This is a genomic window from Oceanobacillus bengalensis (genome assembly GCF_003628445.1).
In the GTDB taxonomy this organism is placed as follows: domain Bacteria; phylum Bacillota; class Bacilli; order Bacillales; family Amphibacillaceae; genus Oceanobacillus; species Oceanobacillus bengalensis.
In genome coordinates, this window is the sequence record NZ_RBZO01000001.1 from 35,772 (window position 1) to 56,394 (window position 20,623).

Consider the following 20,623-nt stretch of genomic DNA (forward strand, 5'->3'; position numbering starts at 1 on the left):
TGGAGGGAACTAGATGAAGGATGACCAAAAATTACTAAAAATCCTTGGTAATAGAGATGTCATTGCACTTGCTTTTGGTGCTATGATTGGTTGGGGGTGGGTTGTAACAACAGGATTATGGATTACAGAAGCTGGATCTCTTGGTGCAATTTTGGCATTTGTAATTGGTGGTATTTTGGTATTATTTGTTGGTCTTACGTATGCAGAATTAGCTTCAGCACTTCCTCTTGCAGGTGGAGAGCATGTTTATACATTTAAAGCAATGGGAAGGGTTGCTTCTTTTATCGCAACATGGGCAATTATATTTGGATATGTATCTGTTATTGCTTTCGAGGCCGTTGCTTTACCAACTGTTTTTGAATATTTGGTACCTAATTTTAGCCAAGGCTATCTATACACCATTGCGGGTTGGGATGTAACGATTACTTGGGCTGGTACCGGAATTTTAGGATCGATTATTATTGCCTGGATTAACTATCGTGGTATAAAGTTCACTTCAGCAATTACGTTCATCTTTACATTGATGATTTTATTATCGGGGATATTACTTATTACTGGTAGTACCTTCTCAGGAAATACAGAGAATATGCAGCCATTATTTGAACATGGGATGACTGGTCTTTTAACCGTTATTATGATGACCCCGTTTATGTTTGTCGGGTTTGATGTCATTCCACAAGCAGCGGAAGAAATCAATTTACCACATAAGCGAATTGGGCAATTATTACTTTTTGCTGTTGCTTTGGCTGTGGTTTGGTATATTGCCATTATATTTGGTGTGTCACGTATATTAAATCCAGCTGAGCTTGGTGCGTCAGAATTAGTAACAGCAGATGCAATGGCGAAAGCTTTTGGTGGAAGTGACTTAATGGGGAATATCCTTGTCCTCGGTGGAATTGGTGGAATTCTAACGAGTTGGCTTGGATTCTATGTAGGGGGAAGCCGTGCGATTTATGCACTTGCTAGAGCTGGAATGTTACCAAAATCGCTTGGACAGCTTCATCCTAAATACAAAACGCCACACAAAGCTATTTTATTAATTGCTGTCCTATCAACTGCTGCCCCATTATTAGGACGACCCGCTCTTGTCTGGTTTGTTGATGCAGGAGGTCTAGGCTTAGTCGTTGCATGGACGATGGTTGCTATATCATTTATTATTCTGAGGAAAAAGGCTCCAGATATGAAACGGCCATTTAAGCTTCCAGGCGGTACAATACTCGGTTGGATTGCTGCTGTTATGGCTCTTGGTGTAACAACGCTTTATTTACCAGGCATGCCATCTTCACTAGGCGGACCAGAGTGGATTATTATTGGTTCTTGGATAATTCTTGGTATTGTTCTATATAATGTATCGATGGCTAAGTATGGTAAAGCGTATGCAGATAAACATATGAAGGATGAAATTGATCGGATTGCTTAAGATGGGATACTTGCATGACAGTATTTAGGTAAAACAAAAGCCTTGCAGCTAATGATTGTGTAAGGCTTTTTGTAGTTTTAAGGTGATAGATTGGAAAAATTTCATGGAGTCAGTCAGGGGGATAGAAGGGGACATGGGCTTCAGGGAAATTCGTCATTATAGAACCCCTCCAGTTAAAGGCTTACCTGGAAGTACGTCACTAAACGGGTGTTTGCGCTTTTCCAAGCAATTCTGTTGCTGATACCGATTGTCAACGACGTAAGGAGCAAGAACCCGATCGCAAAGGTAGAAGAAAGAGGCTATCAACGACGTAAGGAGCAAGAACCCGATCGCAAAGGTAGAAAAGAGAGGCTATCAACGACGGAAGGAAGAACCCGATCACAAAGGTAGAAGAAAGAGGTTGTCAACGACGTAAGGAGCAAGAACCCGATGGCAAAGGTAGAAGAGAGAGGCTATCAACGACGTAAGGAGCAAGAACCCGATGGCAAAGGTAGAAGAGAGAGGCTATCAACGACGTAAGGAGCAAGAACCCGATGGCAAAGGTAGAAGAGAGAGGCTGTCAACGACGGAAGGAACAAGAACCCGATGGCAAAGGTAGAAGAGAGAGGCTATCAACGACGGAAGGAACAAGAACCCGATCACAAAGGTAGAAGAAAGAGGTTGTCAACGACGTAAGGAGCAAGACCCCGATGGCAAAGGTAGAAGAGAGGGGCTATCAACGACGGAAGGAGTGAGGACCCGATCGCAAAGGTAGAAGAAAGAGGTTGTCAACGACGTAAGGAGCAAGAACCCGATCGCAAAGGTAGAAGAAAGAGGTTGTCAACGACGGAAGCATAGGGTTGATCCATGTTACGTTTTACCCGTGTGCGCTAAAGAGATTGCAAGTGCTTTATTGTATTTAGAAAGTAGAGATTCAGATTTTGTTCATGGAGTTGTTTTACCTGTAGATGGTGGTTGGTTAATTAAATAGCTAAAAGAGATACTGATAGTGACGACGTTTTCAATGTCTTGTATGAAGTAGAACTTTATCCGCTCTATCTTAGGTGAAAGCATGTTAATTAGGAAGTAATAATATACACTCACAAAAGAATTTTAATGTCTGTGAGTGTCTTTGGTTTGTCGGGAAATAGGATGAAAAGCTGTCTCTTTTTCTGTGCAAATGGTTATCTTTTTATATGTGAATTTCTAAGATAATAGTAAGATAATTTAGAATTAAGTGGTAAATGGAATTGCAAAAAGATATACTTAAACGAAGGGAAAGTTAGGGAATATACATAAGAAAAAAATAAGGAGGAAGAAGATTGGGGAAGAAGAAAGTAAAAAAAGAATATAATACTCAAAGAACGGTTGGCGTGTGGTTAGTTTATATTGGTGTTATTATTTTTATTTCTGCGATTACTGGTGGTAACTTATTCATACAACCATTTATCATGGGAATCGGCTTCTTCATTGGTTTTTTTCTAATATTTGGTTTGCCATTTGTAAATAACAAACTATCATATGGTATGAATTCTAAGTTTCAAGATAGAATGGACAATATTTCGATTGCTGTAACTATCATTCTCTGCACACTTTGTGGGTTAGTGATAGGCTTCGATGATTTAAGATTACTTTGGCTAAGCATATTTATCGTAATTGGCATACATTTCTTTGGTTTTTATTTTTCTCAAGGGAAAATTATGCTCTTGTTAGGTACATTAACAGCCTTGAACTCCTTGGCAGGAATACTATTAGTCAGTGTTCCTTTTCTATTATTCGCAGGGATTGATGCTATTATAAAAATTATTTTTGGATTCAAAATGATATTTGCGAAACATCAGTTGCGTAGTTCCGATCTGAATTAAAACATAGAGAAATTTCAAATAAACTGCTGCTTATAGTTGAATAAAAGATGTGGAGTTGTTGCGTTTAAGCGGTGAATGTTAATAGAAAGCGAATACCATAAATGTAATTAGCTACAAAGATGTTGTGGTCTTTTTTTTTATTCTCTATTATATTCTTTTTAAGGTTGGTGATCGTGTAGGTAGTAGTTAAAGGAATTCCGTATAAGGAAAGAGGGAGACTAGATTTTAACTATCTTTTTTGTTATTTAATAGTTTTCGGGATTAGTAACTTAGGTTCTTCCTTTTCTCACATGTGATAAAATTGTAATAGGAGAATTATTTTAATACCTTCTCTTGTGTTGTGAAAAACCTACACTATTATCATAGAAAATCAGAAAAAATCAACTAACTTTCAATTCATCAGGAGGATTTCCATGAAGAAACAAGCATATTTCTATAAATTTTTAGAACCTGTGTCGTATGAACTAGCACTTATAGCCAAGGAACTAGAAAATAGTATATTTACAAGTCCACGTGTGATGTTGACACATTCAAGGATTTTTATTGAGCATTTGTTACGACAAGTTATGGAAAAGGAAAAGGTATTAGAATCTACTCAAGCAACACTTATTGAACAAATTAATACACTTGATGCTCATGGCTATATCACTCCGGAAATTCGTGATGCTTTACATGAAGTCCGTAAGACAGGGAACCAAGCTGCACATGACCCACGTAAATTCCGTTATTCGGAAGCATTGCTTTCTTGGGAGGCTGTCTATGAAATTGTGAAATGGTATGTAGAAGTTTATGGTGACTTAGATGTAATCGTACCTGCCTATCAAGACCCAATACCCGCTGATAAACAAAACTATGACATCCAAGAATTGATAACGAAATTGGAATCACTGGAAGGGAAACTATTAACTGCTATTGAGCAGCCATGGGATGAAGAAGGCATTTCAGAAATTGCAACTACCATAGAAGAAGTCCCAACTCATGAAGCACTACCTGGATATACAGCCATTCGGAAAATTACTTATAAAGATCGATCATTAGAAGTACCATATTTTCTTAGGGATACCTTTCTTTTACCACAGCGATTTGATAAATCAGAAACATTTCTCATCCGACTTGGAGCAGAACAACAAGCAAGAATTATGAGTGAATTGCCGAGTAATATGGAAGGTATTTCAGATTATGTGAAGCGATTTAATGAAAAAAACGAAGAGACGTTGTTTGATGAATTAAGTACATTCATCGATGAGGAGAAGGTACGTAAAGAGATTGAAGCGGAGCATCCCGGGGAATTGTTTTTATTTTATAAGACTGATTATATTATCGTGACAAAAGAGCTATCTTCCATTCCTTTGACAGAGGAGCATTTCACAAGCATACCGAATCTTTTAAGGCAATTACATGATGACCAAATTAATAAAGTTGGGCAATTACCAAAGGAACTTGTAATATTAGCTAAATATGATCGTGTTGGTGTAGGAACGGTTGAGAAGTTGTTTGAGCAGTTAAAGGGGAGGAAAGGCGGTTGAGTTTGGTAGGTTTGTTACTTTTGAACAAGCGATAGAAATAGGGGAGAGGTTTGTGAAGATGGGCTTTTGACCTGTCCTTTTTTAATGGATACAAAGCGGTCGATTGGAGCCATTCGCACATCCATTCGGTAAAGGTACCATGACACCCCAAAGGAAAACCACCTGGTTATTATCGATTGCTTACAGCTAATCACCTCGACGACAAACCGAAAAAAACGGCGAGATTTGGAGATTAGTAAGATTACGAGAAAACTAAAACTCCTTGCCGTTGAATTGAAAATTCCGTCCATTTTTGTGGCATAGGTGTCTGAATATATTGGCTCAAATCGCAATAGTAAACCAATTAAGTAGCAATGGTTGTCTGTGAAGGTTGTCAATTTTTCCATAACTCAATATCAATTAAAGATCAAGTTGGGCTATTTTTTTGAAGAACAACAAAAGTTAAATGTTTGCATGGGTTATTTCTAGTGTATCCCTTTACCTAATGTTTAAGCTTTTTAAGATTTGCAGTTTTTAATGCTGAAGATTTACAAGAACTAAGCTGGTTAGGTATACTAAACATTAATATCTATATGTTGTAAAAGAAATAATAGGAAAAGAGGTTTGAAAATGGACGTAAGATACCCAATTGGCAAATTACAAGTTCCTGAAAAGATAACACTTGAAAACGTTCAAGAAGGCTTAAAGCAAATCGAAACTTATACGATTCGATTAAGAGAAACTGTTGACTCATTAAGTGATGAGGAATTAAGCAAAACTTATCGTGAAGGTAGCTGGACAGTTCGCGGGCTTGTTCATCATATTGCTGACTCTCAGTTGAACATGTATCAACGGTTGAAGTTAGCTTTAACAGATGAGAGTCCAACAGTACCAGCCTTTGACCAAGATAAGTGGGCTATTCAACCAGATACAGAACTTCCTATAGAAAGTTCTGTTAAAATGCTAGAAGGTATAAATGAGCGCATCGTATCTTTGGGCCATAGTTTAACTGAGGAGCAATTAAATCGAGCTTTTATTCACCAGGAAAACGGTAAAATAACAGTTGCAACAAAGGTTGCAAAATTAGCATGGCACCAAGAGCATCACTTAGCCCACATTAAAATCGCATTATCAAAATAGCATAATATTTAGGGAATTGGTTTATCAAATCTCGGTAGACCAATTTTAAAACAATAGAAATAGATTGCTAAATCACTAAGGTATATATAATGGGTTAATCTTTATTCAACTTGAAATAATTGTCTTTTTTTCTTGGAAAACAATTTTATAGGTGCACTGGACAGGTCCCTCGTCCCAACTTTATCCTTCTAGTCGGACAAGGTGCCTGTCCATTTATTTGAAATACCAGCTAAGCGTCTGAACCTTCAACTTTGTGGGAAGGACTGTTAGCAGAAATGGATACCGTCATGACTGTATGGCTTGAACCACTATCTGCCGTTGCTTTAAACACTTTCTCCAGCCCTTGGAATATTTCAAATGCCTCTCCGTCTAGTCGTGTAGAATAATGGGCAGGTGATACAGACACATATTCCTTCATTGCTTCAATTTGGGCATAGATAACATCCATGTAATCCCCGCCACCAAGTGGGTAAAGGGAAAATTTCGCTGCCACCTGTTGTTTGATGTCTTTAACACTATCGGCATTCAACGGCACATCATCGACTTCCATAAAAGCATCTCCCTGCGAATCCCCAGGACAGCCTAGTGAGTACGTTGCTTGGAATGCAACATGTTCTCCCGTTTTTGCAGCATGTAGAAAGATGGCCTTCGTTACATCAAACACATGGACAAGTTTTCCTCTAACGGTTGTCGTTACATCATCCGTTTTCATATGTACCTTGGATGTGTCCGCCTCCTTTAAAGCATTTTTGATAATCGTAATAAATGCATTGCTCATTGGATGTATCGAAAAACTTACCCCGGCAATATCACTTTTCGTGCAAGCTTGGTTTTGATTTGTCATACTAAATTCCTCCCAAAGTTCTTTTAGAAAATAAAAAACTGCATCCCAAGAGGGAATGCAGTCTGTATGAATAAGAATGTTCTGTTCTGAAAAAGTAACAAACAGAAAAACACGTCGACCGCACTTCCCCACGCTGGTATTATCCAGATCGGGTGAAAAGGGTCAGAACGAATCTGTTCTTCTCAGCCATTTATAAGGCCCCCCTAGTGCTAATGCATATTAAATTTTCTAACTATAACTTAGCATAGGGTAGTGGATATGTAAATAGTGAATTTTCATTTATCAAATTAACCAACGTACTTACAAACCTTATTTTTCACTTCGTACGAGAAATTGCTTTGTCAAGAGTAAAGATACAATGAAAATAAATTCCAACACATTCATAATTGGAAAGTTTTTAATCCAGATGACTAATACACTGCCTAATATCATGATGACTGTACCGATAAAAAGCCAATAAAAGCGAAACTTCACGATGAAAAGAATACCAACGATTGCAAGAACGATGGCGATAAGTATGACCATGAGAGGACTAGCTGACTGACCAACACTATCATAGGTTAGCACGCCGTTTTTCCAGTTTGGTCCTAGCTTCAGTCCCTTTACAGAAGTGAGCAGTTCATAGAGAATTAACCCGATAGTCATGAGATATGCGAAGACTTTCCAGAACGCTTTTTTTGCCCATTGTAAATCAGCCCTGAAACAAATATTCCAAGCGAAAAGGATTAGAGTTGGGGTAAATAGAGCATGTAACCAAAATCGGGCATAGCTTAAACTTTCAAGTACGTTCCCTTCACCAATAAATCTACCGAAAGCTATGATGAGGTTATCATATATCAGTCCAATAATAACGAGCAGCAGTACATTGGTAAGATTGAACAATTTATGATTTCTGGAAAGTGTTAGCCCCCATATGAATAGACAAACATAGCCAAACCCAAGAAAGAAGTAAAGAAACGTATCCATTTGTACCCATCCTTTTTTAGTTACTCTTGTTGTTCCTCCATATTTAACAGTAGGAGCCTGTAAAGAATGTAGATTCCTATGTAAGATCCTGCAATTAAGAAATAAGGGTTTAAAAATACCCCATGAATAGCTGTCATGAAAACTGTATTATCATTAATAATTTTATAGATCGATAAGGAAGCAATATTTCCAAATACGAGTACGGCTATTATTGCAATAACGTTATAAATAACTCTTAAGCCTACCCATTGTTTCTGCGTATAGAACATCATTAAAGGAAGGATGACACTTCCAGCAATTAGCATGATCCTCACATTATCACCTACAAAAGATTTGTTTTCTTACCTAGAATGTACGCTGTATGAGTTTCTTATACAGTAGAAAATGAGAATAATCTTTTCGTTTCTCTTCGTTGGAACGAATCGTTTCTTCTCCAAATTCTGTACTGTAATTTACACTTCCAGTACGTACGTGATTGTCTCTATTTTCTTCCATTGGGGCGAATAACATTCCTATACAAACGATTCCGCCTATGCCTACAAGTGTATAGACTACTGTTGATAGCGCATTAACCTTTTGTACCGCAATTGGTTTATGTAGAACCACGGGCATTGGAATATCCAAGTGGAATATTTTACATAATTCCATAAATACCGTACATTCAGCTGCAGTGCTTGCATTCTTTTTTTATGTATGTATTCTCCATGATTGTTAATAATAGGAAAAAGCATGTAAGGAGAATTCAGGATGTTACATTTAGAAACAGATATGGAAGGCAAGCAAATGACCTTTGGCCATGCCCAAAAAACACTTAGGAAGCACGGTTTTGATATGGGTGGTGGTTGGGATTATGATAGAGGAAGTTTTGATGGTGTGATGCATCGAGAAGGTGGAGAGTCAATTTATCTGAGAATGCCGTTTACCGTTCTTGAGGGTGAACTGGATAGAAAAGATGCATGGATTGAATTTCAAAAGCCCTTTGTAATCAAACATGTTGTTAATATTGGACTGGACAAAGACACGAACTCGTTACTCACTGCATCTGGTTTCAACCAATTTCAGGAACCCCTTGATAAGGACGGCCTAATTCGTGATAAAAGCAAATGGCAGGAATTTGGTGAAGAAGCAATTGGGGATTTATTAAATAGGTTGTGAGGAAAAGAAAAGCCAAGTTTACATAAATTTGGCTTTTTTGTATGAACAAAACTGTACTTCTACTAAGTATCTTCGTAACATATCTCAAATTTTATAAGTATGTAAAATGAAATAAACTTTTATTTTACATCACAGATAAATGTGTTGTCAATAATAAATTTGTAATTATTTTAAAGACATGTTACAATAATCTTACAATTATTTTTTCGATCGTATTTCAGATTCTGATGTAATCTTATTGCAGAATGAATGATGGATGCGTTTTTTTTATATCCTTTTTTAACATAGAAGAAAAAGGATATATGTATTGGAATTTCATTTCAAATATTGAACGATGAAAGGTATCCACCGCAGAGAAGGCTTGTTAGTCAAATGGAATGATCAATAATGGACTCTATTACAGTGAACCGTGTTTTCATATTACGAGGAGGATATAAATAATGAACCTGATTAATAAAGAAGTTACACACAAGCACTTTGGCAAGGGTAGTGTCGTTAAACATAATGATTCTTTCATAGAAATACATTTTGCATCAGAAAGTAAAAAGTTTGTCTTCCCTGATGCATTTGGAAAGTACCTAAAATTGCATGATAAAAGTGCTGCAAATTCACTTGAAAAGGTAATACAGGAAAAGGAAATGGAACGGAAAAAAGAAGAACAGGAGATAGAAGAAGAAAAAGAGCTACAACGTAAAGAACAGAAACTTCGCTTGGAACAGGAAAAACTTATGAAGAATCATAAACTTCATCCAAAATCACAAATGGTTTTCTGGTGTGACGAAGCGGAACGGAATAATTCCTTTTCAGAGTGGAAGGTTTTTACAGGTATAATAAAAAGCGGTAATAACAAAGGAAAGCCAAATAAACCTACCCGCCTACATCAAAACAGCGCTTGTCTTTTAACAGGAAGAGATTCCAGCATACCTGAAAAAGATAGGCGTATCTTAGGTATTTACATGGTGAATGAAGATTTTATCGGTAGTCTTTGTGAAGATGGATACATTCCTGCTCATCCAGAATATAGAATACAACTAACAGAACAAGAATCGGACAGGATGCTTTTTTGGAAATACTATGTAAATGAAAATTTCCCCAACAAAATGACATGGAATACAGGTAAATATCGTTATTTTGATAATTTATGGATGGCTCAAATTTTGTATGATATTGTCACTTTGAAAAGTGATCCAAAGGAACGTGAGCAGGCGCAACGATTTCTTGAGCATTTTTGTAAAATGAATCAGATAAGAGAACGAGAGTTACCAAAGCCTAATGGTGCATTAATGCGTATTTAGGTGTTTGTATAAGCATGGACAGATTGTATACAAACTCTAGAGGGACAAGAGGGACTAGGTACCTTTGCTCCGATCTTATCTATCACTAGTCGGACAAAGTACCTATATCCGTGGTTCAAATTAGATAGAAGTGATTTCCCCTTGGCACAAGAAAAAATCTCTAACCTGGAAGTGCGGATTAGAGATTTTTGTTTGAACCAACATTTGAAAGGAACAACAACTATAAAATATAGCTTATATTAAGATCTTGTTGTCCAACCACCATCTACAACTAATTCCTGACCTGTTACATATTTGGAATCATCAGATGCTAGATATAAGTAAGCATTTGCTATATCCAATGCTTCACCTGCATAAGGCTTTAATGCTGATCTTCCTTCATAATTGGAACCCATTTCTTCTTGTGATTTAATACCAGTCTTTTCAACCATTCCTGTATAAATAGCACCAGGATGAACGGAATTTGCTCTAATATTGTCATCTCCAAACCATTGAGCAGCATGTTTTGTTAATGAACGAACGGCCCCTTTGGATGCACTATAAGCAGCACCGTGGCCATCGCCAAATCCGCCAGTGATAGCAGCAATTGAAGAGGTGTTTACAATAGAGCCTCCACCATTTTTCTTCATATGAGGAATTACAGCTTTCATCCCTAACCATACACCAGTAGTATTGATCGCCATCACTTTATTCCAGTCATCTAATTCAGCTTCTAATATACCTTTTGCGATGTGGATACCAGCATTGTTAACGAGAACATCAATTTTTCCATACTTTTCAAGTGTTTGATTAATTACTACATCCCATGATTCGGCTTTTGAAACATCTAAACTGATTGCAACCGCATCGCCACCATCTGAAACAATTTCTTTCACTTTTTCTTCTAGCACGTCAGCTACAACATCCGTTGCCACAACCTTCGCACCCTCTTTTGCAAAAACTTGCGCACCTGCTAGTCCTATTCCACTCGCTGCACCTGTAATAATTGCAACTTTGTTATCCAATCTTCCCATATTAGTAGATCCTCCTTAGGTTAATGTTGTAATCGATTCCAAAAATGTTTTGGAATCTTATGATCTTAGTATAAAATAGATATTAGGGGTTAACGATGTACATTGTTAACCAAAACGTATAGAACTGAACACTTTTTAACCTTTTGTATATAAAAAGTTGGTGGGTGAAAAAATGGTTGAATTCCAATTATTAGATAGAAGAGTACATAGATCAAAGCATGCTCTCTGTAACGCCTTATTTGACTTACTTGAACAAAATAAATATGATCACATTTCTATAAAAGATATTATTGTTAAAGCAGGCTATAGTAGGGGGACTTTTTATTCGCATTACCGTAACAAAGATGACTTGCTTTATGAATGTATCGAATCCCTTTTTGATAAAATGGTAAAGTCATATCGCAATTGGTACATCGATAAGGATTTATTAAATATTAAAGAATTTCATAACGAACCGCTTACTTTTCTGAGTCATATGAAACAATACGGAAGGTATTATCAAATATTATTGGGTAAAAACGTGCAGATTGACTTCCGGCAAAAAATAACGGAAGTGTTACTTAATCTCTTTGTAGATGATTTCGAATACATCGGTAAATCAGAACAGAATCCGTTAGAGCAAAGTCTTTTAAACAGGTATTGTGGGTATGGCGTAATTGGTGTCATTTTAGAATGGATTAACGAGGATTTTCCAACTAGCCCTCAAAAGTTATCAGAAGAACTAGTCAAAACCATGCAAACACCATTAGGAAATATCCGAATCAAGAGAAAATCACAATGGAATAGTTATTATTATTCTGATACGATATCTTAGGAAAAGCCTGATAATAGTGAAGGGTAGACATATCTATCACAGTTAGAAAAGATGCCTATCCGGAGGGTTTATTCGTAGGAGGGTTATACCAAAATCTTCATCAATGGCAGAGGTAATGATGGCAGATTTCTTCCTCATTAGTAAACAAATATGGGAAAAATGTTGGAACTGGTGGCAACTTTTTTGAGAATGAACTAGTTGATCCAGATTCGGTAAAAGGAGAAACTCAAATGTCAATAGCTTCTTACTCAAAATTTAACCAATTCAAGCAGTCAATTCAATCATTATCTTCTATATCTGAAGAAATAATAAAAAGTGAACAATTCTTATTGGAAAAAGATGAGAAAAAACAGTTGGAAATTTATTATGCTCCTTTTGAATATATTAATGATCTTGCAAAAGTTGTAATTGTAGGAATTACTCCTGGATTAAACCAAATGAAACAATCATATTCAACAGTATTTCATGCAAAAAATGCAGATTATAACGATGAAAAGCTCCTGAGCCAGGTGAAAAATAAATCTAGTTTTGAAGGTGCAATGAGAAAAAACCTTATTCAAATGTTAGATGAAATTGGGCTACACGAACATTTAAATATTTCCTCTACTGCTAATTTTTTTGATGAAGCAAGCGAACTAGTACATACTACTTCCGTTATTACTTATCCAGTGTTTCATAAAGGGGCTAATTATTCAGGATCAACTCCTAATATGCTAAAAACAAAAATATTAAAAAATTATATTTTGAATCAATTTGTAACGGAATTAAATGAAATGAATAATCCACTTATTATTCCATTAGGAAAGAAGGTTTCTAATGTCTTTGATTATCTAGTAGAAAATGAACTCCTAGATTCTAAGTATATTCTTTCTGGTTTTCCTCATCCTTCAGGAGCAAATGGAAGTCGTAAAAAACAATTCGAAGCAAACAAAGAAAAAATGATAGAAATTTTACGTACTCATTTTCATAGAGTCATTTCCTACTAATTAATAGTTTATTTTCTAATAGATTGTTGTTAATGTCAGCATTTTTTCACGAAGATGTGATACTGTTGAATTATTCCTTGTCCTACGGTAACAGCACGTGTCCCGTGAGCAGCGGTGGAGGTTTGTGCAGTGCCCATGGAAAGTGAAGTATTCTGCTGGAGCAAATAGAGCACCTAACACAAACAGCCAATTAATAAAACAAATGGGAATACCAAATATAAAAAGAAAAACTCAGAGCTCCAATGAACTCTGAGTTTTTGGTGTTTATTTTCCACGGTTTCTGAATTCGCGCGCCAAGCCTGGAAACCGCGCACCACGCACAAAAATTCGCGCTACCGCTCTAAAATTCAAGCGATACAACCCTGAAAGTTGTACCACATTTACCCAAAAATGCCATCAATTTCCTGCACTTCTTCATTCGTTAACTGTACCTCTAAGGTTTTTAAGTTACTAAGTACTTGCTCTGCATTTTTTGCTCCTGGGATAATTGTGTCAATTGCGTCTCTTGTTAAATACCAAGCAAGTACGACGTGAGCAACCTCTACACCTTTTGCATTGGCGATTTTTCGTACTTTTTCAACCTTCTCAAGGTTTTGTACAAATGCTTCACCCTGGAAGTAAGGCAAACCTTTACGTAAATCATTAAATACAGTGTCTTTGGTATATTTACCTGTTAAAAGACCAGAAGCTAGAGGGAAAAATGGTACGAAAGAAATATTCTGTTCCGTTAAATAAGGGAAAAGAGTTTCTTCGGCACTACGATTTAGTAGGTTATACTCTCCTTGGTATACATCGATATAGGCGTCTTTATTTCCTTCCTTCAATTGATCAAGTGTGAAGTTGGATACTCCAATCGAACGAATTTTTCCTTCGTCTTTTAATTCTTTTAATGCGCCAACAGCTTCATCCTTTGGCGTTCCTTCATCAGGATAATGAATATACATTAAATCAATATAATCGGTTTGAAGTCGTTTTAAGCTTTTCTCCACTTCTGCCTTTAAAAAAGAAGGAGAGTTATCATTAAACATTTCATTACCTACAAATTTTGGAGCGACTTTTGTAGCGATAACTAAATCAGAACGCTTTCCTGTTTCTTTCACTACTTCACCAATTAATTCTTCGGAACGCCCTGGTCCATATAAAAGAGCTGTATCAATAAAGTTGATTCCGTGATTAATTGATGTGCGAACAAGCTCTTTTCCAGCTTCTTCATCTAAGTTCGGATAAAGATTATGCCCACCAACAGCATTCGTTCCCAGTCCGATCGGATTAACATATAAATCTGACTTACCAAGCTGTACTTGTTTTGCCATGTTTGTCATTTCTCCTTCTTTTGAATTTAATTCTGAACTCAATAGTAATGTTAGAATAGCTTGTTAAATAAATCAAATAATTCACTCACTTGTTGAAGTATCAATCGAAGTCACTGACGAACCAAGGGGTCTGATCCCTTGGTTCAAAAGGTAGGTAGTAAAGTTATATAAAATAATTTTATTATTGTTAAGACAATAGAGTTTGTAATAAAGTAATTGTATAATGTAGTTTCTTCCGTGTTGATGAAAGGAGAGATTGTATGGAAAACGAGTGGGATAAGGAGATGGTTTCTTTATCCAAAATTACTGTTTATTCAAATCCAAATAACGAGCCAGTAACCATAAGTGGTGGTTCTGATGATTTGATCTGTATAGGTGTGGGAACAGATGCGGCCGTTTTTCAATCTTTAAATGATCCAGCATATGCGTTTAAAAAATATGCTAAGGATAAAATAGCTAAAGTAAATGTTGAAGCGAATGTTTATGGGGTATTAGGAGATTCGCCATTCTTCTCAACATGTTTTGCCTCCTATGAGGATTACCTTGTTTTAAGCTACGAGGAAGGAAAAACTCTTTTTGACTGCGTTCTGCAAGGGATTCATATTCCAGAACAAGTTATAAGAGACGTGGAGGATGCAAGGGAATATGTTCGTACGAAGGGGCTTAACCCACGTGATATCCATTTAAAAAATATTTTACTTCAAAACGGAAGAGCAAAGATACTTGATGTCTCTGAATACATCCTACCAGGTAATGATTTCAGGTGGGAACATCTGAAAAAAGGATATGAACAATACTATCATTTAATTGATGGGAATTCAGTACCATTTTGGTTAGTAGAAACGATTCGTAAGTGGTACAATCAGCGTAATAAATATTTTTCTTCATATGAAGAGTTTGTAAAATCTATTATGAATTTTTTATATAAAAAATAGATAAGATCAGCCTCCTTCACACGAAGTATTTATAATACATGAATTGATATTCAACAAAAGGGTAGATTTTATTCAAAAAATAAACGGAACCAAGGGTCAGCCTCCTTGGTTCCGTTTTTATGAAAAACAAATTTAAGTAGAGAGCAGAAGACAAACGCATCATCACGTCAATGAAGAGGAAAACATAAGAAGAACAAATGCTATCACGTACAAAAGGAAGAGCAAGAGTCGAAGAAAGTCCGTGACAAAGGCTGATAATACTTTACAAGTGTAACAACCAAAACAAATACCTTTACAACCACACCTCCTTCTTGTATTATTTCAATTATAATAATTTACTGATTTTTCCAATTAAGAATTGGGGGAATGGTCGTGGATGATCGTCTTTTATACTTGATTCGCGGGAAAAAGCGATTGATGGTACCTGCTTTTGTTTTGGCATTATTGTTTTATTTTATGCTGCCGTTGTCACTGATTTTCTTCCCTGAAGTGATGAATCGGCCAAGCTTTGTAATGGGGCTTACATGGGCTTGGTTGTATGCATTTTTACAAATTCCGATGACATGGTTCATGGGCTGGTTTTATCACGTCATATCTAAACGGTTTGAAAGGCAAATGGAGGAAATTATACAGGAGGAGTTGTTGTGAACCCTACTTATTTTGTGTTTTTTATCTATATTATTGTTTGTACACTGATTATTACCTATTGGGCAGCAAAGCGTAGTAAAACTACAAATCGTTTCTATATCGCTGCTGGTAGTTTAACAGGTTTTCAGAATGGCATGGCAATCGCAGGTGATTTCATTAGTGCAGCGTCCTTTCTTGGAATAGTTGGGATGATTGCTATTCGTGGATATGATGGATTTTTGTATTCCATCGGTTTTTTAGTTTCCTATCTTGTTGTTTTATTCTTAGTAGCTGAACCTGTTCATCGTCTTGGGAAATATTCACTTGGTGATGTTATTTGTTCGCGTTTTCCAAGTAATCGTATGCGTCTAATCATGGCATTTGGTACGTTTATTATCTCAATTTTATATATGATTCCTCAACTTGTGGCCTCAGGATTTTTACTTCGATTACTCTTAGATATTGATTATTCTATTTCAGTTGTAGTAATTGGGGGATTAATGACCATTTATGTTGTTTTTGGTGGGATGGTTGCAACATCATGGGTACAAATTGTGAAAACGGTTCTACTCATGTCTGGAACGTTTTTACTTTCGTTGATCGTGTTTTCTAATTTAGATTGGGATATGTCTACGTTAGTTGAGCGTGTGAAAGCAGGGACACCATTAGGGGAGCAATTTTTCCTACCAGGGCATCTATTTGGTAATCCGCTGGAATTCTTTTCCCTTCAACTAGCATTAGTGCTCGGTACTGCTGGGCTACCGCATATCTTAATACGACTATTTACAGTTCGTAATACGTTAGAGGTTCGTCGTTCCCTAATTAGTTCGACATGGATAATTGGACTTTTTTACTTGATAACGCTTGTATTAGGTCTTGGAACAGTGGCATTGCTCGGGGTTTATGAATTAACGGCAGCAGACCCAACTGGTAATTTAGCTGCACCATTACTTGCAAGAGTAGTTGGGGGAGATTTCTTGTTGGCATTTGTTTCAGCCATTGCTTTTACAACCATTATTGCTGTTGTGGCAGGGCTTGTTATATCAGCAACAACGGCGTTTTCCCATGATATTTTCCACCATATTTTGAAGAAAGGAAAATCAACCGAAGCGGAGCAGTTAAGGGCTGCACGTTGGACTGCTTTAGCAATTGGTATTATTTCAACGTTATTCGCATTACGGCTGGAGACGATTAACGTGACATTTCTCGTTTCATTGACATTCATTGTTGCTGCATCGAGTAATTTTCCAATCTTATTATTAACAATTTATTGGAAGCGCTTTACCAGGAGTGGTGCGATTACAGGAATGGTTAGTGGACTTATTGCTTCCTTATTGGTAGTTATTTTGGGACCTCATATTATGAGGGAAGAAGCAGTGATTTCACTTTATAATCCTGGAATAATTGCCATCCCAATTGGTTTTCTTGGGGCATATCTTGGAACGATGTTTTCATTAAAGCATTCACAAACAAGAGCGGAATTTAAACAGTTCTATATCCAATCGCAGACTGGCATTGGGCCAAGGGGAGAAAAGACGTGGAAAACTTAACAATTATTTTGTTTGAACGTTTAGGATTATTGCTTGTTATCGCTTTTGTTATGACACGGACACCAGGTTTTAAGGCGTTATTGTACCATGAATATAGCGTGAAAATGTCACTTGTTCATGCGGTGGTGTTTGGGATCTTCGGGATGGCCAGTACGGTAACAGGAATTGTGATTACGGAAGAAGCAGAAATGATCCATCGTTTTGTTATTCTTCCAGTAGCTGATAACCAGTTAATTGTTAGTTTAAGCCTTGTTGCAATTGTGATTGCAGGTTTACTAGGTGGGCCTACAGTTGGCCTTGGTGCTGGTATCATTGCAGGGGTTCATTTGATGCTTCTTGGGGGAGTGGGCTCGTTAGCAAATGGCCTTGTTAATCCATTAACGGGACTTTTAGCTGGTATGACAGCACGTTTTTTTTCCAATGAGAGGGTTATATCTCCATTTAAAGCTTTATTTATTGGTGTTTTTCCACCCATATTGCAAATGCAATTATTACTTATCATATATACAGACGGCGTAGCAATCATTAAAATTGTAGACCAAATCGGCTTACCGCTTGTGCTATCCAATAGTATTGCGATTGCTATTTTCACGGCGATGATTGGAATTGTTATGCGTGAGCAAGAAAATGAGGCTGCATTGGCATCAAAGCAAGCATTGATGATTGCCGAAGAAGCCCTCCCATATTTGAAAAAGGATTCCCACCTAGAAGTCGCAAATGGCTTGGCAGATTTGCTCTATGACCGACTTAAGCTTGCTGCAGTATCTGTTACAAACAAGCATGAAGTGTTGGCGCATAAAGGCTTAGGAGATAAACATCATCAAGTAGGTGATTCGATTAAAGCACCACTTATCCGAAAAGCAATCAAGTCTGGGGAAATTCAGGTAACATACGTAAAGTCAGATTTAAAATGTCATCATGAAAATTGTCCTCTTGAGGCTGCAATTATAATCCCGATCACAGAAGCGGACGATGTAACGATTCTCATCACTTTTTATTTTCGTAAAGCACAGCATATTTCAGTCGTTGAAATGATGATGGCACAGGGTTTAGGACAATTCATCTCAAATCAGCTAACCGTACTTACAACAGAAAAGCTAAAAGCCCATATTCGGGATGCAGAACTAAGAAACCTACAGGCACAAATTAATCCGCATTTTTTATTCAATACCCTTCAGTTGATTGCAGGGTTATTTCGAGAGAGTCCAAATGATGCACGTCATCTGACATTACAGTTAGCAAGTTATATGCGGTTTAATTTACGCTTGGTTTCGAAATCACTAGTGGAACTTGAGAAAGAATGTGAACATGTTGAAGCATATACTTCCATTATTCAGGAGCGTTTTAAAGGTCGTCTACAAATCGAATTTATAAAGCTAGATGCTCTATCCAATATTTATATCCCACCTTCAACAATCCAGCCCTTGATTGAAAACGCTGTCCAGCATGGCTTAAAGAATGTAACAGATCAAGCCAGGGTGAAAATTAAAATGGAAAAAGAGGATGGGGTGATTGTGGTATCGATACGGGATAATGGCTGTGGTTTTCCGAAGCATATTTTACCCATTGTTAGTCATAAACCGTTAGTAGGAACTAAAAGCAGTGGGACTGGTATCTATAATGTCAATCAGCGGTTAGTTCACTTAATTGGTGAAACAGCTAGACTGCATATACGTAATTTAAATGGTGGGGGTAGTGAAGTAAAGTTTCAGATTCCGATTCCAAATCAATTTGTAGAGAAGAAGGTGATGGAATGAATATACGCACGATGATTGCTGAGGATGAAATGATGGCCAGAAAGGAATTGCTTTATTTATTGAAAGATGAAAAGGGAATTATCCTCACTCCACATGCGGAAACTGGTGAACAATTAATTGAATTATATACAGAACACCAGCCAGATGTGATTTTCCTTGATGTTGAAATGCCTGGTTTTACCGGGATGGAAGCAGCTAGGTACATTACGGATCAAACTGTCGGGGATACGCCATTGTTTGTGTTCACAACCGCATATGATGAGTATGCAATGGATGCTTTTGAAATTGAAGCGGTTGATTACTTGTTGAAACCATATGATGAAACACGGTTTAAAAAGTCGATGATGCGAATAAGGAAAGCTATTATGAGTAGGGAAAAGCTTGAAAAGACAGTGAACGTGAAACCAACTGCCTCTAAATTATTGGTTGATGATGGAGAAAGGGTGGTTGTACTAGCGCCTGATTCAATTTATTATGCCGTACCGAATAAGCGTTTATTAGAAATACATACGGAAGATAAGGTAATAATGAGCCGTATGACTTTACAGGAACTAGAGGATGAGTTGTCTGGTCATTTGTTTTTCCGTACACATCGTAGCTATTTAGTTAATCTCAATCATGTTTTGGAAATAACGCCATGGTTTAATGGAACAAGTAATCTAACACTAAAAGATAAGAATCGAACGAAAATCCCAGTTAGTCGTTCGGCAAGTAAAAGCCTACTAAAAACATTTAAAGTATAAGCTGAAATGTGTATAGAGTGTTGATTTCTTTAATTCAGTATAGTGAGAAGTACGTCGTTCCGGAAACACACTTCGCGCACCTTAAGGCGGCTGATGAGCCCCTTCGTGCTGACGCACTACGGTGTCTCATCTAGGCCTCTCCTCCTGCAGGAGTCTACGTGTGTTTCCTCCACTGAGTTTAAGTTACTAACCATTATCTCCTGCAATACGGAAAGTCAAAAAGCATTGTACTACCTTACTAGGCCGGGTGAGTGGAGGGCGGTGACTCCTCGAAAATAAAGAGCCATTTTCTTCGTGCGATGTAACGCTGACGAAGCTTTCCTTGTCCTGCGGGAATAGCACGAGTCCGAAGACCCCGCAGCGGCGTTTTTTCCGCGAGGAGGCTCGGGCCGTGCCCTAAGGTCCGCATCCGCCCGGAGCGATCCCGGACGGCGAGACTTGCTCCGATTTAAGATATTCTGAATTAAATTAGTCCGAAGTTTACATCAACTACTAATTAAATTCCAATAGCGGGAACCATTCACCAGCAAATAAATGCCATTCAAACATAATTTTTAACCATTCAACCTAATTTTAACTTAAGATTGTTCAAAATTATTATAATAATCGGTAAGCGCTTACAAATGAAAGGGAATCACGCCGGGAAAATACATGAAGTAATGAAGGACAAATTGATTTTTGCATGGATACATGTAATTGCTTCGAGTCGAAGCTTG

Annotated in this window: 20 protein-coding genes and 1 riboswitch; of the genes, 14 read left to right on the forward strand and 6 right to left on the reverse strand. The window is 37.2% G+C overall.

Annotated elements, in window-relative coordinates:
- The first annotated feature begins 13 nt into the window (after window positions 1-13).
- From D8M05_RS00155 to D8M05_RS00175, 5 genes are all read left to right on the forward strand, one after another.
- Window positions 14-1,420, forward strand: coding sequence for an APC family permease (locus tag D8M05_RS00155; RefSeq protein WP_121127536.1), 1,407 nt, complete (start codon window positions 14-16; stop codon window positions 1,418-1,420).
- A gap of 1,301 nt (window positions 1,421-2,721) precedes the next feature.
- A complete protein-coding gene (locus D8M05_RS00160) occupies window positions 2,722-3,264 on the forward strand; it encodes a DUF6609 family protein (RefSeq protein WP_121127537.1) in 543 nt (180 codons plus the stop codon).
- Between the two features lie 413 nt (window positions 3,265-3,677).
- Complete coding sequence (locus D8M05_RS00165; RefSeq protein ID WP_121127538.1) at window positions 3,678-4,790, forward strand: DUF4145 domain-containing protein; 1,113 nt, start codon at window positions 3,678-3,680, stop codon at window positions 4,788-4,790.
- A 162-nt stretch (window positions 4,791-4,952) separates the two neighbouring features.
- Window positions 4,953-5,093 (forward strand): DnaB-like helicase C-terminal domain-containing protein, encoded by a 141-nt coding sequence (locus D8M05_RS20850; RefSeq protein WP_121127999.1) that lies wholly within the window; start codon window positions 4,953-4,955, stop codon window positions 5,091-5,093.
- 306 nt (window positions 5,094-5,399) lie between these two features.
- Window positions 5,400-5,909, forward strand: a complete 510-nt coding sequence (locus D8M05_RS00175) for a YfiT family bacillithiol transferase (protein ID WP_121127539.1) — start codon at window positions 5,400-5,402, stop codon at window positions 5,907-5,909.
- 229 nt (window positions 5,910-6,138) lie between these two features.
- On the opposite strand, the gene D8M05_RS00180 is transcribed toward D8M05_RS00175, so the two are convergent.
- The 4 genes from D8M05_RS00180 to D8M05_RS00195 all read right to left on the reverse strand — a co-directional run bounded on the left by D8M05_RS00180 (window position 6,139) and on the right by D8M05_RS00195 (window position 8,367).
- Window positions 6,139-6,753, reverse strand: coding sequence for a YkoF family thiamine/hydroxymethylpyrimidine-binding protein (locus tag D8M05_RS00180; RefSeq protein WP_121127540.1), 615 nt, complete (start codon window positions 6,751-6,753; stop codon window positions 6,139-6,141).
- A gap of 108 nt (window positions 6,754-6,861) precedes the next feature.
- Window positions 6,862-6,968: riboswitch (TPP riboswitch) on the reverse strand.
- A 94-nt stretch (window positions 6,969-7,062) separates the two neighbouring features.
- Window positions 7,063-7,719, reverse strand: coding sequence for a hypothetical protein (locus D8M05_RS00185; RefSeq protein WP_121127541.1), 657 nt, complete (start codon window positions 7,717-7,719; stop codon window positions 7,063-7,065).
- A gap of 20 nt (window positions 7,720-7,739) precedes the next feature.
- Complete coding sequence (locus D8M05_RS00190; protein ID WP_245985117.1) at window positions 7,740-8,024, reverse strand: transposase; 285 nt, start codon at window positions 8,022-8,024, stop codon at window positions 7,740-7,742.
- Window positions 8,025-8,064: 40 nt separating this feature from the next.
- On the reverse strand, window positions 8,065-8,367 hold the full coding sequence (locus D8M05_RS00195) for a hypothetical protein (RefSeq protein ID WP_183072658.1): 303 nt from the start codon (window positions 8,365-8,367) through the stop codon (window positions 8,065-8,067).
- Between the two features lie 99 nt (window positions 8,368-8,466).
- Between D8M05_RS00195 and D8M05_RS00200 the strand changes: the two genes are divergently transcribed.
- Both D8M05_RS00200 and D8M05_RS00205 read left to right on the forward strand, forming a co-directional pair.
- Window positions 8,467-8,874, forward strand: a complete 408-nt coding sequence (locus D8M05_RS00200; RefSeq protein WP_121127544.1) for a YugN family protein — start codon at window positions 8,467-8,469, stop codon at window positions 8,872-8,874.
- Window positions 8,875-9,314: 440 nt separating this feature from the next.
- Complete coding sequence (locus D8M05_RS00205; protein WP_121127545.1) at window positions 9,315-10,169, forward strand: malate synthase; 855 nt, start codon at window positions 9,315-9,317, stop codon at window positions 10,167-10,169.
- A 239-nt stretch (window positions 10,170-10,408) separates the two neighbouring features.
- Here the strand turns inward: D8M05_RS00205 and D8M05_RS00210 are convergent, their stop codons facing one another.
- Window positions 10,409-11,182: an SDR family NAD(P)-dependent oxidoreductase gene (locus D8M05_RS00210; protein WP_121127546.1), complete on the reverse strand. Its 774-nt coding sequence runs from the start codon at window positions 11,180-11,182 to the stop codon at window positions 10,409-10,411.
- 172 nt (window positions 11,183-11,354) lie between these two features.
- Here D8M05_RS00210 and D8M05_RS00215 point away from each other — a divergent pair, with 172 nt between their 5' ends.
- Both D8M05_RS00215 and D8M05_RS00220 read left to right on the forward strand, forming a co-directional pair.
- Window positions 11,355-11,996, forward strand: a complete 642-nt coding sequence (locus D8M05_RS00215; RefSeq protein WP_121127547.1) for a TetR/AcrR family transcriptional regulator — start codon at window positions 11,355-11,357, stop codon at window positions 11,994-11,996.
- 230 nt (window positions 11,997-12,226) lie between these two features.
- A complete protein-coding gene (locus tag D8M05_RS00220; protein ID WP_121127548.1) occupies window positions 12,227-12,982 on the forward strand; it encodes a uracil-DNA glycosylase family protein in 756 nt (251 codons plus the stop codon).
- 380 nt (window positions 12,983-13,362) lie between these two features.
- Here the strand turns inward: D8M05_RS00220 and D8M05_RS00225 are convergent, their stop codons facing one another.
- Window positions 13,363-14,295 (reverse strand): aldo/keto reductase, encoded by a 933-nt coding sequence (locus tag D8M05_RS00225; RefSeq protein WP_121127549.1) that lies wholly within the window; start codon window positions 14,293-14,295, stop codon window positions 13,363-13,365.
- 260 nt (window positions 14,296-14,555) lie between these two features.
- Here D8M05_RS00225 and D8M05_RS00230 point away from each other — a divergent pair, with 260 nt between their 5' ends.
- The 5 genes from D8M05_RS00230 to D8M05_RS00250 all read left to right on the forward strand — a co-directional run bounded on the left by D8M05_RS00230 (window position 14,556) and on the right by D8M05_RS00250 (window position 19,907).
- Window positions 14,556-15,230, forward strand: coding sequence for a serine/threonine protein kinase (locus D8M05_RS00230; RefSeq protein WP_121127550.1), 675 nt, complete (start codon window positions 14,556-14,558; stop codon window positions 15,228-15,230).
- Window positions 15,231-15,602: 372 nt separating this feature from the next.
- Window positions 15,603-15,878, forward strand: coding sequence for a DUF485 domain-containing protein (locus D8M05_RS00235; RefSeq protein ID WP_121127551.1), 276 nt, complete (start codon window positions 15,603-15,605; stop codon window positions 15,876-15,878).
- On the forward strand, window positions 15,875-17,407 hold the full coding sequence (locus D8M05_RS00240) for a solute symporter family protein (protein ID WP_121127552.1): 1,533 nt from the start codon (window positions 15,875-15,877) through the stop codon (window positions 17,405-17,407). Before D8M05_RS00235 ends, D8M05_RS00240 begins: the two co-directional genes overlap by 4 nt.
- Window positions 17,395-19,164, forward strand: coding sequence for a LytS/YhcK type 5TM receptor domain-containing protein (locus D8M05_RS00245; protein ID WP_121127553.1), 1,770 nt, complete (start codon window positions 17,395-17,397; stop codon window positions 19,162-19,164). Before D8M05_RS00240 ends, D8M05_RS00245 begins: the two co-directional genes overlap by 13 nt.
- Complete coding sequence (locus D8M05_RS00250) at window positions 19,161-19,907, forward strand: LytR/AlgR family response regulator transcription factor (protein WP_121127554.1); 747 nt, start codon at window positions 19,161-19,163, stop codon at window positions 19,905-19,907. Before D8M05_RS00245 ends, D8M05_RS00250 begins: the two co-directional genes overlap by 4 nt.
- Window positions 19,908-20,623 lie beyond the last annotated feature (716 nt).